This is a genomic window from Pseudomonas spirodelae, assembly GCF_034653255.1.
Classification (GTDB): domain Bacteria; phylum Pseudomonadota; class Gammaproteobacteria; order Pseudomonadales; family Pseudomonadaceae; genus Aquipseudomonas; species Aquipseudomonas spirodelae.
On sequence record NZ_JAYEET010000026.1, the window covers coordinates 84,965 to 99,010 of the forward strand.

13 protein-coding genes are annotated in these 14,046 nt (G+C 59.1%); 11 read left to right on the top strand and 2 right to left on the bottom strand.

The features are described from left to right. Positions 1 to 122 precede the first annotated feature (122 nt). The 8 genes from SOP97_RS08925 (at position 123) to murB (ending at position 6,982) form a co-directional block, all read left to right on the top strand. Positions 123 to 2,345, top strand: a complete 2,223-nt coding sequence (locus SOP97_RS08925) for a DNA internalization-related competence protein ComEC/Rec2 (RefSeq protein WP_322948973.1) — start codon at positions 123 to 125, stop codon at positions 2,343 to 2,345. Positions 2,346 to 2,417: 72 nt separating this feature from the next. Further along, positions 2,418 to 3,050 carry a MotA/TolQ/ExbB proton channel family protein gene (locus tag SOP97_RS08930; protein ID WP_274089123.1) on the top strand — a complete coding sequence of 211 codons (633 nt, stop codon included), beginning with the start codon at positions 2,418 to 2,420 and terminating at the stop codon, positions 3,048 to 3,050. After that, positions 3,047 to 3,475: an ExbD/TolR family protein gene (locus SOP97_RS08935; protein ID WP_322948974.1), complete on the top strand. Its 429-nt coding sequence runs from the start codon at positions 3,047 to 3,049 to the stop codon at positions 3,473 to 3,475. The genes SOP97_RS08930 and SOP97_RS08935 overlap by 4 nt, the downstream gene beginning before the upstream one ends. Before the next feature lie 13 nt (positions 3,476 to 3,488). Further along, positions 3,489 to 4,490: a tetraacyldisaccharide 4'-kinase gene (gene lpxK, locus SOP97_RS08940; protein ID WP_322948975.1), complete on the top strand. Its 1,002-nt coding sequence runs from the start codon at positions 3,489 to 3,491 to the stop codon at positions 4,488 to 4,490. A gap of 61 nt (positions 4,491 to 4,551) precedes the next feature. Then, positions 4,552 to 4,737, top strand: a complete 186-nt coding sequence (locus SOP97_RS08945) for a Trm112 family protein (protein ID WP_322948976.1) — start codon at positions 4,552 to 4,554, stop codon at positions 4,735 to 4,737. Further along, complete coding sequence (kdsB, locus tag SOP97_RS08950) at positions 4,738 to 5,502, top strand: 3-deoxy-manno-octulosonate cytidylyltransferase (protein WP_322948977.1); 765 nt, start codon at positions 4,738 to 4,740, stop codon at positions 5,500 to 5,502. Further along, on the top strand, positions 5,502 to 5,966 hold the full coding sequence (locus tag SOP97_RS08955) for a low molecular weight protein-tyrosine-phosphatase (protein WP_322948978.1): 465 nt from the start codon (positions 5,502 to 5,504) through the stop codon (positions 5,964 to 5,966). Before kdsB ends, SOP97_RS08955 begins: the two co-directional genes overlap by 1 nt. Continuing rightward, complete coding sequence (murB, locus tag SOP97_RS08960) at positions 5,963 to 6,982, top strand: UDP-N-acetylmuramate dehydrogenase (protein ID WP_322948979.1); 1,020 nt, start codon at positions 5,963 to 5,965, stop codon at positions 6,980 to 6,982. The genes SOP97_RS08955 and murB overlap by 4 nt, the downstream gene beginning before the upstream one ends. 92 nt (positions 6,983 to 7,074) lie before the next feature. On the opposite strand, the gene rne is transcribed toward murB, so the two are convergent. Continuing rightward, positions 7,075 to 10,149 carry a ribonuclease E gene (gene rne / locus SOP97_RS08965; protein ID WP_322948980.1) on the bottom strand — a complete coding sequence of 1,025 codons (3,075 nt, stop codon included), beginning with the start codon at positions 10,147 to 10,149 and terminating at the stop codon, positions 7,075 to 7,077. Positions 10,150 to 10,729: 580 nt separating this feature from the next. Here rne and rluC point away from each other — a divergent pair. From rluC to SOP97_RS08980, 3 genes are read left to right on the top strand one after another with little or no spacing between them, the layout of a single operon-like run. Next, entirely contained in the window at positions 10,730 to 11,683 is a 954-nt protein-coding gene (gene rluC / locus SOP97_RS08970; protein ID WP_322948981.1) for a 23S rRNA pseudouridine(955/2504/2580) synthase RluC, read from the top strand. Further along, positions 11,676 to 12,371: an HAD-IA family hydrolase gene (locus tag SOP97_RS08975; RefSeq protein ID WP_322948982.1), complete on the top strand. Its 696-nt coding sequence runs from the start codon at positions 11,676 to 11,678 to the stop codon at positions 12,369 to 12,371. The genes rluC and SOP97_RS08975 overlap by 8 nt, the downstream gene beginning before the upstream one ends. Beyond that, positions 12,361 to 13,338, top strand: coding sequence for a S49 family peptidase (locus SOP97_RS08980; protein ID WP_322948983.1), 978 nt, complete (start codon positions 12,361 to 12,363; stop codon positions 13,336 to 13,338). Before SOP97_RS08975 ends, SOP97_RS08980 begins: the two co-directional genes overlap by 11 nt. 49 nt (positions 13,339 to 13,387) lie before the next feature. Here the strand turns inward: SOP97_RS08980 and SOP97_RS08985 are convergent, their stop codons facing one another. Continuing rightward, positions 13,388 to 14,014 (bottom strand): Maf family protein, encoded by a 627-nt coding sequence (locus SOP97_RS08985; RefSeq protein WP_411912045.1) that lies wholly within the window; start codon positions 14,012 to 14,014, stop codon positions 13,388 to 13,390. Positions 14,015 to 14,046: the final 32 nt, after the last annotated feature.

The window sequence follows — 14,046 nt, forward strand, 5'->3', positions numbered from 1 at the left end:
GCAGGTAAAAGCGCCGACATTATGCACCCATTGCGCGCTGCCTGCTTTCACACTTTGTGACAGCAGATAAGCAAGCGAGGGTCTTCAGGCTAAGTATTCTCCCCGACTCAAGGAGTGAGTCTATGCGCAGCGGCATATTAGCGTTGGTGGCCGGGCTACTGACGCTGCGTTTTCTTCCAGTCTTGCCGCCGTTCTGGTTACTGGCTCTCTTGCCAATTGTGGGGTTGATGCTGTTGCCGTTTCGTAGCTATCCCATTGCCTTGTTTCTGTTCGGCTTTACGTGGGCCTGCGTCTCGGCGCAGTGGGCGCTGGATGATCGTCTGGCACCATCATTGGATGCGCGCACGCTGTGGTTGCAGGGGCGGGTGGTCGGCCTGCCCGAGGTCAGTGACGGGGTGGTGCGCTTCGAGTTAGAGCAAACGGTTTCGCGTCGCGGGGTGTTGCCCGAACGGTTACGCCTGTCTTGGTATGGCGGGCCTGCGCTGCATGCAGGGGAGACCTGGCGCCTAGCGGTTCGCCTTAAGCGCCCCCATGGTTTGGTCAACCCGCAGGCATTTGATTATGAAGCCTGGCTGTTGGCACAGCGTATTGGGGCTACCGGTACAGTGAAAACGGGCGAGCTGATATATCCAGCCAGTGGCGCCGGGGCGTGGCGTGATCGCTTGCGGCAACATCTGTTGGCAACTCCAGCGCATGGCCGTGCAGGTGCTTTGGCCGCGTTGGTGCTGGGTGATGGCGCAGGGCTGTCGACAGCCGATTGGCAGGTGCTACAGGCCACCGGCACGGTGCATCTGATGGTGATCTCAGGCCAGCATATAGGCCTGTTAGCAACGCTTTTGTATGGCTTGGTTGCTGGGTTGGCGCGTCTGGGGTTGTGGCCGCGGCGCTGGCCCTGGTTGCCCTGCGCGTGCGTGCTGGCTTTAACGGGCGCTCTGGCTTATGGCGCGTTGACTGGTTTTGAAGTGCCGGTACAGCGCGCCTGCGTGATGGTCGCTCTGGTGCTGTTGTGGCGTTGGCGCTTTCGCCACCTGGGGGTGGGGTTGCCTGTGTTGTTGGCTTTGCTGGCGGTATTGCTGTTGGAGCCGCTGGTCAGCTTGCAGCCAGGATTCTGGTTATCCTTTGGCGCGGTGATGCTGTTGATTCTGATCTTTAGCGGCAGGCTGGGTGCCTGGCCTTGGTGGGGCACGCTGTTGCGTGCGCAGTGGGCCATGGCGATTGGTTTGCTGCCCTTGTTGCTGGCACTGGGTTTGCCCGTGAGTGCCAGTGGGCCCTTGGCCAACCTGGTGGCCGTGCCTGTAGTGGGCTTGCTGGTGGTGCCGGTGGCCCTGCTCGGTACGCTATTGCTACCGTTGCCTGGGGTGGGGGCTGCGTTGCTCGGCGTTGCCGGTTGGCTGCTGGATTGGCTATTCGGCTTGCTTGCGCAACTGGCCCTGTGGATGCCTGCCTGGTTACCCAGTGCACTGCCATTCTGGGCCTGGCTGCTGGTGGCGCTGGGTGCGTTGGTGCTGTTATTGCCGGCCGCTCTGCCAGTACGCAGCCTTGGGGTATTAATGCTGATGCCGTTGTTGTTCACCGCGCAGTCGCGGCCTGAGCACGGCCGGGCTGAGGTATGGATGCTGGATGTGGGGCAGGGGCTGGCGGTGCTGGTACGCACCCAGAAACATGAGGTGCTGTATGACGCCGGGCCGCGCTTTGGCGAGTTCGATACGGGCGAACGGGTAGTGCTGCCCTCGCTGCGGGCGCTGGATGTGCGTGGCCTTGATCTGCTGTTGCTCAGTCATGCCGATAGCGATCATGCCGGCGGTGCTGTTGCCATTAAGCGTGGGCTGCCGGTTGGGCGCGTCATCAGTGGTGAGCCCTACAAGTTGGCGCGTTCACTTCAAGCACAGGTCTGCGCTGCAGAGAGCTGGCAGTGGGACGGCGTGCACTTCAGCACCTGGCAATGGGTCGATGCGGTCAATGGTAATCAGGCGTCTTGTGTGTTGCGCATCGAGGCCAGTGGTGAGCGCCTATGGCTGACCGGTGATATTGACAGTCAGGCTGAGCGCGCGCTGCTCAATAGCGGTTTGGCGATGCCGGCACACTGGTTGCTGGCGCCTCACCATGGCAGCCGCAGCTCTTCGTCTGCAGCACTACTGGCGAAGGTTAAGCCGTTCGCTGTGTTGATTTCCCGGGGTGCACACAATGCTTTTGCTCATCCGCATGCTGAGGTTATGACGCGTTATCAGGCGATTGCGGCGCAGCCTTATGATACCGCCCGGCATGGCGCGGTACGGATTCGCCTGGGTGCATTCGAGCCGGCGCAAGGTTTGCGTGATTACGCACGTTTTTGGCAGGAAAAATGAGAACGGCAGCGGTCGGCGAGGCCGCGACCCTATGCTAGAGTGGCGCCACTTTTGTGAAGGGGATCTGCCACCGTGTGGGAACTGGTAAAAGCTGGCGGCTGGATGATGCTGCCGATCATTCTGTGCTCTATCGCTGCGGCCGGCATCATTGCCGAGCGCCTCTGGACACTGCGGCCGAGCCGCATCACCCCACCCAATCTGCTCGGTCAGGTGTGGAAGTGGATCAAAGAAAAGAAACTGAATAACCAGAGGCTCAAGGAATTGCGGGCCAATTCGCCGCTCGGGCAGATCCTCGCCGCCGGGCTGGCCAACTCCAAGCATGGTCGCGAGATCATGAAAGAGTGTATTCAAGAAGCCGCCGCGCGGGTAATTCACGACCTGGAGCGTTACTTAAATGCCCTGGGCACCATCGCCGGCATCGCACCGTTACTGGGCTTGCTGGGCACGGTGCTGGGCATGATTGAAATCTTCAGCTCGTTTATGGGCTCGGGAATGGCCAATGCAGCATTGCTGGCTGGCGGTATTTCCACGGCACTGATCACCACGGCCGCGGGTCTGATGGTGGCGATTCCGGCCCTGTTCTTCCACCGCTACCTGCAGCGCCGGATCGATGAGCTGGTGGTGGGCATGGAGCAGGAAGCGATTCGTCTGGTTGAAGTGGTACAAGGCGACCGCGATGTTGATATGGGCGAGGGCAAGGCGTGAAGTTCCGGCGTAAACCGCGGGAAAACGTTGAGATCAACCTGGCCTCGTTGATCGACGTGGTATTTATCCTGCTGCTGTTCTTCGTGGTGACCACAACCTTCACTCGGGAAACCCAGCTCAAGGTCGACCTGCCGGAAGCCGCCACGGGTACGCCGCCAGAACAGACCGAGCTCAAGCAGCTGGAAATCCTGATTGCCGCCGATGGCAGCTATTCGCTGAATGCCAAACAGTTGCTGAAAAGTGATCTGCCCAGCCTGATGGCGGCGCTGCAGAAGGAGTCGGAAGGCGATAACAGCTTGCCGTTGATCATCAGTGCCGACGCCAAGACGCAGCATCAGGCGGTGATTACCGCCATGGATGCCGCCGGCAAGCTGGGCTTTGCCCATCTGCGCATGACCACCATTGAGGCGCAAGCCGCGCCTTGAGGCCTGCCCGTCGATGAGTCTGACTGACCGCATTACGGCTGCCTGGTACGCCGGTCATCCGGCGCTGGGGCTGCTGCGTCCACTGGAGTGGTTGTATCGCACCGTCGTGCAGCGCAAGCGCTCGCGCTTTCTCGCGGGTGAGGGTGAGATCTACCGTGCTCCGGTGCCGGTCGTGGTGGTGGGTAATATCACCGTTGGCGGCACTGGCAAGACACCGATGATTCTCTGGTTGATCGAGCATTGCCGCCGCCAGGGGCTGCGCGTCGGTGTGGTCAGCCGCGGCTACGGTGCGCAACCGCCACAGTTACCCTGGCGGGTACAGGCTGATCAGGCGGCCCGCGTGGCTGGCGATGAGCCGCTATTGATTGTGCAGCGCAGTGGCGTGCCACTGATGATCGACCCGGACCGCAGCCGCGCAGTGGCGGCCTTGCTGGCTGAGGAACCGCTGGACCTGATTCTCAGTGACGACGGTTTGCAACACTACCGGTTGGCCCGTGACCTGGAATTGGTGCTGATCGATGCGGCGCGCGGTCTGGGCAACCGTCACTGCCTACCGGCCGGTCCGCTGCGCGAGCCGGCCGAACGCCTGCAAAGCGTCGATGCATTGCTCTATAACGGCGCTTCAAGCGATCCGCAGGGTGGCTATGGATTTACGTTGCGGCCGCATACCCTGGTCAACCTGTGCGATGGTGAGCAACGCCCGCTGAACCATTTTCCACCCGGCCAGGCCCTGCACGCGGTCGCCGGTATTGGCAACCCGCAGCGTTTCTTCAACACCCTCGAAGGGCTACACTGGCGGCCTGTCGCGCACGCCTTTGCCGACCATGCGCCGTACAGCGCCGAGCTGCTGAGTTTCAGTCCGGTGCTGCCGCTGGTGATGACGGAAAAGGATGCGGTCAAGTGCCGTGCCTTTGCGGCTGACGATTGGTGGTACCTGGCGGTGGATGCCGAGCCCTCGGCTGCGTTTGTCGCCTGGTTTGATCAGCAATTGCAGCGTCTTGTGCCGCGCACCTGATTGTTCTGATCATTCGGCGGTTTCGTCCGCCTCAGCAACTGCTTCCTCTCAAGGATCTCCCATGGACCCGAAACTACTCGATATTCTCGCCTGCCCACTGTGCAAGGGGCCGTTGAAACTCGCGGCTGATAAAAGCGAGCTGATCTGCAAGGCCGACGCCCTGGCCTTTCCGGTGCGTGATGGCATTCCGGTAATGCTGGAAACCGAAGCGCGCACCCTCAACGTCGACGAACTTCTGGACAAGTAAATGAGCACTGCCTTTACCGTTGTGATTCCGGCGCGTTTCGCTTCCACTCGTCTGCCAGGCAAGCCGCTGCAGGATATTGCCGGCAAGCCGATGATTCAGCATGTCTGGGAGCAGGCGTGCAAAAGCAGCGCCCAGCAGGTGGTGGTGGCGACCGATGATGCGCGGATCGTCGAGGTGTGCCGTGGTTTTGGTGCGCAGGTGGTGCTGACCCGCGTTGACCACAACTCCGGTACCGATCGTTTGGCTGAGGTGGCCACGGCTCTCGGCCTGGCGGCTGACGCAATCGTGGTCAATGTACAGGGCGACGAGCCGCTGATTCCGCCGGCGATCATCGATCAGGTGGCGGCCAACCTGGCCGCTAATCCGCAAGCAGCCATCGCCACCCTGGCCGAGCCGATTGAGGATGTACAGGCGCTGTTCAATCCCAACGTGGTCAAGGTGGTCAGTGATAAAACCGGCCTGGCCCTGACCTTTAGTCGTGCGCCGTTGGCCTGGGCGCGGGATGCTTTCGCCAAGAATCGTGACGAGCTGCCAGCGGGTGTGCCGTATCGCCGGCATATCGGTATTTACGCCTATCGTGCGCAGTTTCTGCATGACTTTGTCAGCTGGGGCCCTTGCTGGCTGGAAGACACCGAGTGTCTGGAGCAACTGCGCGCGCTCTGGCATGGCGTGCGTATTCATGTTGCCGATGCACTCGAAGCACCGCCAGCGGGCGTTGATACCGCAGAAGACCTGGAGCGGGTTCGTTGCCTGCTGGGGGCCTGATGCGCGTCCTGTTTGTGTGCCTGGGCAATATCTGCCGTTCACCGACTGCGGAAGGCGTGTTGCGCCACAAGCTGCGTGAGGCCGGGTTGGCTGGGTGCGTTGAGGTCGACTCGGCCGGCACGGGCGATTGGCATGTCGGCAAGGCTGCCGACGTGCGCACCCGTCAAGCCGCGCAGCAGCGCGGCTATGATTTGTCCGCTCTGCGTGGGCGGCAGGTTAAGGCCGAAGATTTTCATGCCTTTGACCTGGTGTTGGCGATGGACGCCAGTAATCTGCATGACTTGCAGCAACTCCGACCAAGCAACGCTTCGGCCGAGTTGGATCTGTTCTTGCGCCGTTATCAGTTGGCGCTGGATGAGGTGCCTGATCCTTATTACGGTGGCGAAGCCGGTTTTGCCCAAGTGCTGGACTTGATCGAGCAAGCCTGCGATGCCTTGGTGCTTGAGCTTAAGGAGCGTGTATGAGCTTGCAGGTGCGCACTCAGGTATCGCTGAAACCCTATAACAGCTTTGCCGTCGAGTCCCAGGCCAGCCATTTTGCCGAGGCTGAAAACGATCAGCAGGTGCGCGAGGCGTTAAATTATGCGCACGCGAAGCAGTTGCCGTTGCTGTTGCTGGGCGGCGGCAGCAATTTGCTGCTCACTGCTGATGTTCAGGCGTTGGTGTTGCGTATGGCCAGTCGCGGTATTCGCCTGCTCGAGGATGACGGCGAGCGCGTACTGATTGAGGCGGAGGCGGGCGAGCCGTGGCATGCCTTTGTGCAGTGGACCCTGGCCCAGGGCTTTGCCGGGTTGGAAAACCTCAGTCTGATTCCCGGCACTGTGGGTGCAGCGCCAGTGCAGAACATCGGTGCTTATGGGGTTGAGCTGAAGGATCTGTTTGCGGGCTTAACGGCCTTGGATCGCCACACTGGCGAGCTGCGCGAGTTTTCTCTGCAGGACTGTGCCTTTGCCTACCGCGATAGCCTGTTCAAGCGCGAAAGTGGGCGCTGGGTCATCCTGCGTGTGCGTTTTGCCTTGAGCCGCGTGGCTGCACTGCATCTGGATTACGGCCCGGTGCGCCAGCGTTTGACGGAGCAGGGCATCAGTGTCCCTACGGCGCTGGATGTCAGTCAGGCTATATGCGCCATTCGCAGTGAAAAACTGCCTGATCCAGCTGAGCTGGGCAATGCCGGCAGCTTCTTTAAAAACCCCTTGGTATCGGCTGAATTGGCGCAGCGTTTGCGCGATGAATATGCTGATCTGGTGGCTTATCCGCAGGCCGACGGGCAGGTCAAATTAGCCGCTGGCTGGCTGATCGAGCGGGCGGGCTGGAAGGGTTTTCGCGAGGGTGATGCGGGCGTGCATCGCTTGCAGGCGCTGGTGCTGGTCAACTATGGTGCGGCCACCGGTGCGCAGCTGTTGGGGTTGGCACGGCATATTCAGGTGGATGTTGCGCAGCGTTTTGCGGTTGAGCTGGAGATTGAGCCTAACGTGCTGTAGGCATGGTCAATAGAGTCGCGAGCGAAGATGTGCGCGGCTAACAACGCAAAAGGGGATGCCGAAGCATCCCCTTTTTTATTGCCTGAAGCGGATTAGATTTGCGGTTTGGCCGCTTCTTTATCCTGTGCTTCAGTATCTGCCTCAGTAAATAGCGAGCTTTGCGGCTCTTGCTTTACTTCAGCTTCTGCTGGCGCTGCGGCGGGTGTTTCTGCTTCAGCTGCAGCATCAGCGATCGGCTCGGCGGCAGGTGCTGCCGAGGCAGTAGCTGGGGCTTCTGCGGCTGCACGGGCCAGGCGCTCAGCCTCGCGCTTACGACGGCGCACTTCGCGCGGATCGTTAGGTGCGCGACCGCTGTTGCTGGCGACTACTGCAGGTGCGGCCTCGGCGACTGCCACTTCGGCAACTGTCTCAGGAGCAACCACTGCGGCGGGTTCTTCTACAACCTGTGCCGGTGCCTCAACAACAGCCGGCGTTGGTGCAGCTTCGCTGGCTTCAACGGTTTGAGCCGCTTCAACTGGCGCTTCGTTGGTCTCTGCAACAGGGCTGCTTACCGCTTCAATAACAGCAGTTTCAGCGACCTGTTCAACAGCTGCTTCAACAACTGCATCAGCCGTTACTTCAACAGTTGCTTCAACTGGCGCGGTTGGCGCTTCAGCTGGAGCCGCTTCAGGTGCGTGCTCCTGCTTGGCAACAACAACCGGTGCAGGTTCCACTGCCGCTGGTGTTGCTTCATCTGCAGTTGCACTTGCAGTAACAGCGCTAGTGGCTGCCGCTGTTGCAACTAATGCAGTGTCTACATCGCTGGTTGTTTCTCTTGCCTCTTCGCTGCCCTCAATCGGGTTGCCGTTGGCATCGCTCTGGCGCTCACGACGATTGCTGCGACGACGCTGGCCGCGGGAGCGGCGGCGTGGACGATCACCACCTTCGCTACCGTCCTGCTCGTCATCTTGCAGAGCTTCTTCGGTATTCAGCGCTTCTTCATCAGCTGCGGCGGTCGCTTGCTCGGCACGCGGCTTGCGTTCTTCACGTGGTGGTCGCGGCTGGCGCGGTTCACGTTGTGGGCGCTCGGCCTGGGCTTCATCGCTTGTGGCAGTGCTGCTGTTTTCTGCGGCATCTAGTGGTTCACGCAGTTCGCGGGTCTGGCGCTCTTCACGTGGCTTGCGGTCACGCTGCTGGCGCTCTTCGCGTGGCGGGCGCGATTGGCGGACTTCCTGCGGCTCACGAACCTCTACGGCATCACGTGGGCTACGTTCCTCGCGAGGTGCACGCTCTTCGCGTGGCGCGCGCTCTTCACGGGCGGCGCGGGGCTGGCGTTCTTCGCGTGGTGCGCGTTCTTCACGCGGCTTGCGATCTTCGTTGTTACGACCACCGCGGTTGCGGTTTTGCTGGCGACCGTTACGGCGCTCATCGCCGCGCTGTGGGCGTTCGCTGGTTTTCTTCTCGACGACAGCAGGCTTTTCTTCTTCCTTGCTGGCGAACAGGCTGACCAGCGACTTCACCAGACCCTTGAATAGGCTAGGTTCAGCGGCAGCAACAGGCTGAGCGGCAACGGCTTCAACCGGGGTTGGTGCGGTGCGCTGCGGGGCTGCTTTGATTGCGGCTTCTTGACGAACCAGGGTGCGAGTTGCTGCAGCCTGCTTCTCTTCTTCCACTTCAATGGTCGCCATTTCATAGCTGGATTGAGTGGATTGCGCTTCCGGGCTGTCGTCGCGGATGCGGGTAACTTCGAAGTGCGGCGTTTCCAGGTGGTCGTTTGGCACGATCACGATGCGCGCACGGGTGCGCAGTTCGGTCTTGGTGATCGAATTGCGTTTCTCGTTGAGCAGGAAGGCCGCAACGGTAATCGGCACCTGTGCACGCACTTCAGCGGTGCGGTCTTTCAGGGCTTCTTCTTCGATCAAGCGCAAAATGGCCAGCGACAACGATTCGACGTCACGGATGATGCCTTGGCCGTTGCAGCGTGGGCAGACGATACCGCTGCTTTCACCGAGTGATGGACGCAGGCGCTGACGCGACATTTCCAGCAGGCCGAAGCGTGAGATGCGGCCCACTTGTACGCGGGCGCGGTCAGCTTCGAGGCTTTCGCGGACTTTTTCTTCCACGGCGCGCTGGTTCTTCGCCGGGGTCATGTCGATAAAGTCGATAACAATCAGGCCACCGATATCACGCAGGCGCAGCTGGCGGGCGATTTCTTCGGCCGCTTCCAGGTTGGTCTGCAGGGCGGTTTCTTCGATGTCGCTGCCTTTGGTCGCGCGCGCCGAGTTGATGTCGATGGACACCAAGGCCTCAGTCGGGTCGATGACCAATGAGCCGCCGGATGGCAGTTTCACTTCGCGCTGGAAGGCGGTTTCGATCTGACTTTCGATCTGAAAGCGGTTGAATAGCGGCACGCTGTCTTCATACAGCTTGATCTTACTGGCGTACTGCGGCATCACCTGATTGATAAAGCTCAGGGCTTCCTGCTGCGCTTCGATGCTGTCGATCAGTACTTCGCCGATGTCCTGGCGCAGGTAGTCGCGGATGGCGCGAATGATCACGTTGCTTTCTTGGTAGATCAGGAAAGGTGCGGCGCGGTCGAGCGAGGCTTCCTTGATGGCGGTCCAGAGTTGCAGCAGGTAGTCGAGGTCCCACTGCATTTCTTCACTGGAGCGACCCAGGCCTGCGGTGCGCACGATCAGGCCCATGTCGCTTGGTGCGACCAGGCCGTTCAGTGCTTCACGCAGCTCGTTACGCTCTTCGCCTTCAATGCGGCGCGAGATGCCGCCGGCGCGCGGATTGTTCGGCATCAATACCAAGTAGCGGCCAGCAAGGCTGATAAAGGTGGTCAGGGCTGCGCCCTTATTGCCACGCTCTTCTTTCTCGACTTGAACGATGACTTCCTGGCCTTCCTTAAGCACGTCTTTAATGTTGACGCGGCCTTCTGGGGCCTTGCTGAAGTATTCGCGGGAGATTTCTTTGAGCGGGAGAAAACCGTGGCGCTCGGAACCGAAATCGACGAAAGCGGCTTCAAGGCTAGGTTCTACGCGGGTGATTTTACCTTTGTAGATGTTAGATTTTTTCTGCTCACGAGCGCCGGACTCGATGTCCAGGTCGTAGAGTTTTTGCCCATCTACCAGGGCGACACGCAGCTCTTCGGGTTGAGTTGCGTTAATCAGCATTCTTTTCATGTAATACCGTCGGTTTCCGGTGCTGGCGGAAGCGGCGTTCGGCACACACGACTTCAGGGGTCGGTGTTGGGTGCGTCAGGAACGGTCGTAAAGCGTTCCAGTGTCTAGCGGCGATCAGCCTGTTGTGCTGGGCCGCGACGGACGTCTCCTGCTCGCTGTAACTAACAGAAAGCACTAAGTCAGGAGGAGGAATCAGCTGTTGGTAGCGGACGAGATAAAGCGTCTTGGTAAAGCGAGCTGCTACGCGGACCAACAGTTGTACGTCTCCACCCTACACGTATCGCTGAAACTCGGGTGCCGCTCGCGAAAATCCGCTGCGGGTTAACTATTATCGCAACTGTCCAAAGGGGCAGGTTGCGCATCATGGCTTAAAGGCTTGGTTTCCGGATTATTCAAAGCCTAAGCGGCTTTCTTTCAATCTAATAATCCGTTGGACGGCCTTGCGTCCCAAATGAATTGCGTTAGTTGGAGGTGGCAGTTTTGAAGAGCACCCGCAAGCTAGGCCGCTTTTGGCGGCGTTCCCGACTATAGCAGCAATGATTAAGTGCTTCAATTCCATAAAAATTGTTATGATTGCGCGATGACAAATCCTTCCCCTCCAACCTCCGGCGTTCAGCTGCTCGAGGTTGCGCCGGAACTTGCCGGCCAGCGTATCGATAACTTTCTCCGCACCCAGCTGAAGGGTGTCCCTAAGACATTGATTTACCGGATTTTGCGTAAAGGTGAAGTGCGTGTAAATAAAGGTCGCATCAAGCCTGAGTACAAGCTGCAAGCCGGCGATATCATTCGTGTGCCGCCACTGCGTTTGGCTGAACGTGATGAGCCTGAGCCGCTTGCGCAGGGGCTTCTGCAGCGTCTTGAGGCGGCGATTGTCTATGAAGATAAAGCGCTAATCGTGCTGAATAAGCCAGCGGGCATTGCGGTGCATGGCGGCAGTGGATTGAACTACGGGGTGATCGAGGCGTTCCGGCAGTTGCGTCCGGATGCCAAGGATATTGAGTTGGTTCATCGCCTGGATCGCGACACGTCGGGCCTGCTGATGATCGCCAAGAAGCGCAGCATGCTGCGTCACTTGCACGAGGCATTGCGTGGTGATGGTGTGGATAAGCGTTACATGGCGTTGGTGCGCGGTAATTGGGCTACTGCCAAGAAGCAGGTCAATGCGCCGCTGCTAAAAAGTAATTTGCGCTCCGGTGAGCGCATGGTCGAGGTTAATCCTGAGGGTAAGGAGGCTTTGACGGTATTCCGTGTGCTGCGCCGCTTTGGTGAGTTTGCCACGTTGATCGAGGCTAAGCCTGTTACCGGGCGTACCCATCAGATCCGTGTACATACGCAGCATGCCGGGCATTGCATTGCCGGTGACAGCAAGTACGGTGATGACGACTTCACCAAGGAAATACGTGGCCTAGGCGGTAAGCGCTTGTTTTTGCATGCGTATGAGTTAACCGTGCCGTTGCCCGAAGGGGGTAAGCTCAAGTTAGAGGCGCCGGTTGATGAGATGTGGGCGCGAACCCTGGAGCGGCTCAGTGCGTGATTATCAACTGCTGATTTTCGATTGGGATGGCACCTTGGTCGATTCCATTGGGCGCATTGTTGCCGCCATGCATATGGCGGCGGATGCCTGTGAGTTACCGCGCTGCACGGATGAGCAAGTGCGCGGCATTATCGGTCTGGGTTTGCCTGAGGCAATTCGTTGCCTTTATCCCAATATGCAGAGTGCGGTCTTGGCGCAGCACGTGCGTAAGAGCTATAGCGAAAATTATCTGGCCTTAGAGTCTGAGCCTTCGCCGTTGTTTCATGGTGTGGCGGAGGGGTTGGAGGCGTTTCGTGCAGAGGGCTATCGTTTGGCTGTGGCGACTGGTAAAGGTCGGCATGGTTTGCAGCGTGTGTTGGCGGATCGAGGCTGGCTGGATTATTTCGACTGCAGTCGCTGCGCCGATGAGACGGCGAGCAAGCCTGACCCGCTTATGCTGCACGAAATTCTTGCGCAAAGTGGCGTTGCGGCCGATCAAGCGTTGATGGTGGGTGACTCGTCTTTCGATTTGTTGATGGCGCAGCGCGCGGGTATGGATTGTGTGGCGGTCGGTTATGGTGCGCAGTCGCTGCAGGCGTTGCGTAAGTGCCAGCCGACGTTGGCTATAGAGTGTTTTACCGAGTTGCGTACCTGGCTGGGTCAGCGTGCGCCTAATCAGTCAGTTGAGGTGGTGGTACATGGCGGATGAATGGAAGGCATCGGCAGCAGCTGATGGTGATGAGAAGAGCTGGAGGTTGTTAGAGAAAACCCTGCTGGCCGGTGTGCAGGAGCAGCGCCGGTCGCGGCGCTGGGGGATTTTCTTCAAGTTGCTGACCTTTATTTATATTTTTGCCGCGCTGGCGCTCTTCTCGCCGATGTTGGCGATGAAAAAGGGTGCGACTACAGGCAGTCATACTGCTCTGATTGAAGTCCGCGGGATGATTGCCGACCAAGAGGCGGCTAGCGCTGACAATATCGTCAGTAGTCTGCGTGCAGCGTTTGAGGATGCTAATACCAAAGGCGTGATTCTGCGTATCAATAGCCCGGGCGGCAGCCCTGTGCAGTCGGGTTACATCTATGACGAGATACGTCGCCTGCGTGCCGAATACCCGGCAATTAAACTGTATGCCGTGATTACTGATCTAGGGGCGTCGGGTGCCTATTACATAGCCAGTGCTGCCGATCAGATTTATGCCGATAAGGCCAGTCTGGTGGGGTCTATTGGTGTAACGGCGGCAACCTTTGGTTTTGTTGGGGTGATGGAGAAGTTGGGGGTTGATCGTCGGGTTTATACCTCAGGCGAGCACAAGGCTTTTCTGGATCCGTTCCAGCCGCAAAAAGCTGAAGAAACCGAGTTTTGGCAAGGGGTGTTGAAAACGACCCATCAGCAGTTTATTGCCAGTGTTAAGCAAGGGCGTGGTGAGCGTTTGAAGGATGCCGAGCACCCTGAGTTGTTCTCCGGTCTGGTTTGGTCGGGTGAGCAAGCTTTGCCATTGGGCTTAATTGATGCGCTGGGTAATACCAGCTATGTCGCGCGCGAAGTGATTGGTGAGAAAGAGCTGGTCGACTTCACTGTGCAGGAGTCGCCGTTTGATCGTTTCGCCAAAACCATAGGCGCCAGCATGGCTGAGCGCATTGCGCTGTGGATGGGCTTTCAGGGTGCGGTGCTGCGTTAGCGCGTGAGTCAGATGAAAGCGAGCCCGGTCATTGATCGGGCTTTTTGCTTTAGGGGAGTTCGATGCCGTTGGCGTGCAGCATATCCACCAGGCGGATCAGTGGTAGGCCGATCAGGCTGTTGCTGTCGCTGCCTTCTGTGCTGCGAAATAGGCTGATGCCCAGGCCTTCGGCTTTGAAGCTGCCGGCGCAATCGAAGGGTTGCTCGGCAGTCAGGTAGCGCATGATTTGTGCTTCGCTGAGAGGGCGGAAGTGCGCGGTGAAAGGTACGCAGTCGGTTTGCTGCTGGCCGGTTGCGCTATTAAGTAGGGTAAGTCCGGTCAGAAAAACCACGCTGTTGCCGCTGGCGGCCATTAGCTGCTCGCAGGCGCGTTCAAGGGTGTGAGGCTTGCCGAGGATTTGTGCGCCCAGTACTGCGACCTGGTCCGATCCGATGATCAGGTGTTGCGGGTGGGCTGCGCTCAGTGCTTGAGCTTTTTCCTGTGATAGTCGGCGTACGAGGGCTTCTGCGTCTTCATTGGCGCGCCTTGATTCGTCGATATCCGGCGTGCTCCAGGTGAATGGCAGGCACAGGCGGGCGAGGAGTTCACGGCGGTAGGGTGAGCTTGAAGCGAGCACCAAGGGCAGCACGGCGATTTCCTGTATTGGGTTGTCTGGTGAGTGGTGGATTCTATCCATCACCTCAAATGCTGGACAGGCCGAATTTCCTT

Coding starts and splice junctions, on each gene's coding strand:
- SOP97_RS08955 (WP_322948978.1), top strand. CDS start 5,502: ATGCGCGTCCTGTTTGTGTGCCTGGGCAATATCTGCCGTTCACCGACT.
- SOP97_RS08925 (WP_322948973.1), top strand. CDS start 123: ATGCGCAGCGGCATATTAGCGTTGGTGGCCGGGCTACTGACGCTGCGT.
- murB (WP_322948979.1), top strand. CDS start 5,963: ATGAGCTTGCAGGTGCGCACTCAGGTATCGCTGAAACCCTATAACAGC.
- SOP97_RS08945 (WP_322948976.1), top strand. CDS start 4,552: ATGGACCCGAAACTACTCGATATTCTCGCCTGCCCACTGTGCAAGGGG.
- rluC (WP_322948981.1), top strand. CDS start 10,730: ATGACAAATCCTTCCCCTCCAACCTCCGGCGTTCAGCTGCTCGAGGTT.
- lpxK (WP_322948975.1), top strand. CDS start 3,489: ATGAGTCTGACTGACCGCATTACGGCTGCCTGGTACGCCGGTCATCCG.
- kdsB (WP_322948977.1), top strand. CDS start 4,738: ATGAGCACTGCCTTTACCGTTGTGATTCCGGCGCGTTTCGCTTCCACT.
- SOP97_RS08980 (WP_322948983.1), top strand. CDS start 12,361: ATGGCGGATGAATGGAAGGCATCGGCAGCAGCTGATGGTGATGAGAAG.
- SOP97_RS08985 (WP_411912045.1), bottom strand. CDS start 14,014: ATGGATAGAATCCACCACTCACCAGACAACCCAATACAGGAAATCGCC.
- rne (WP_322948980.1), bottom strand. CDS start 10,149: ATGAAAAGAATGCTGATTAACGCAACTCAACCCGAAGAGCTGCGTGTC.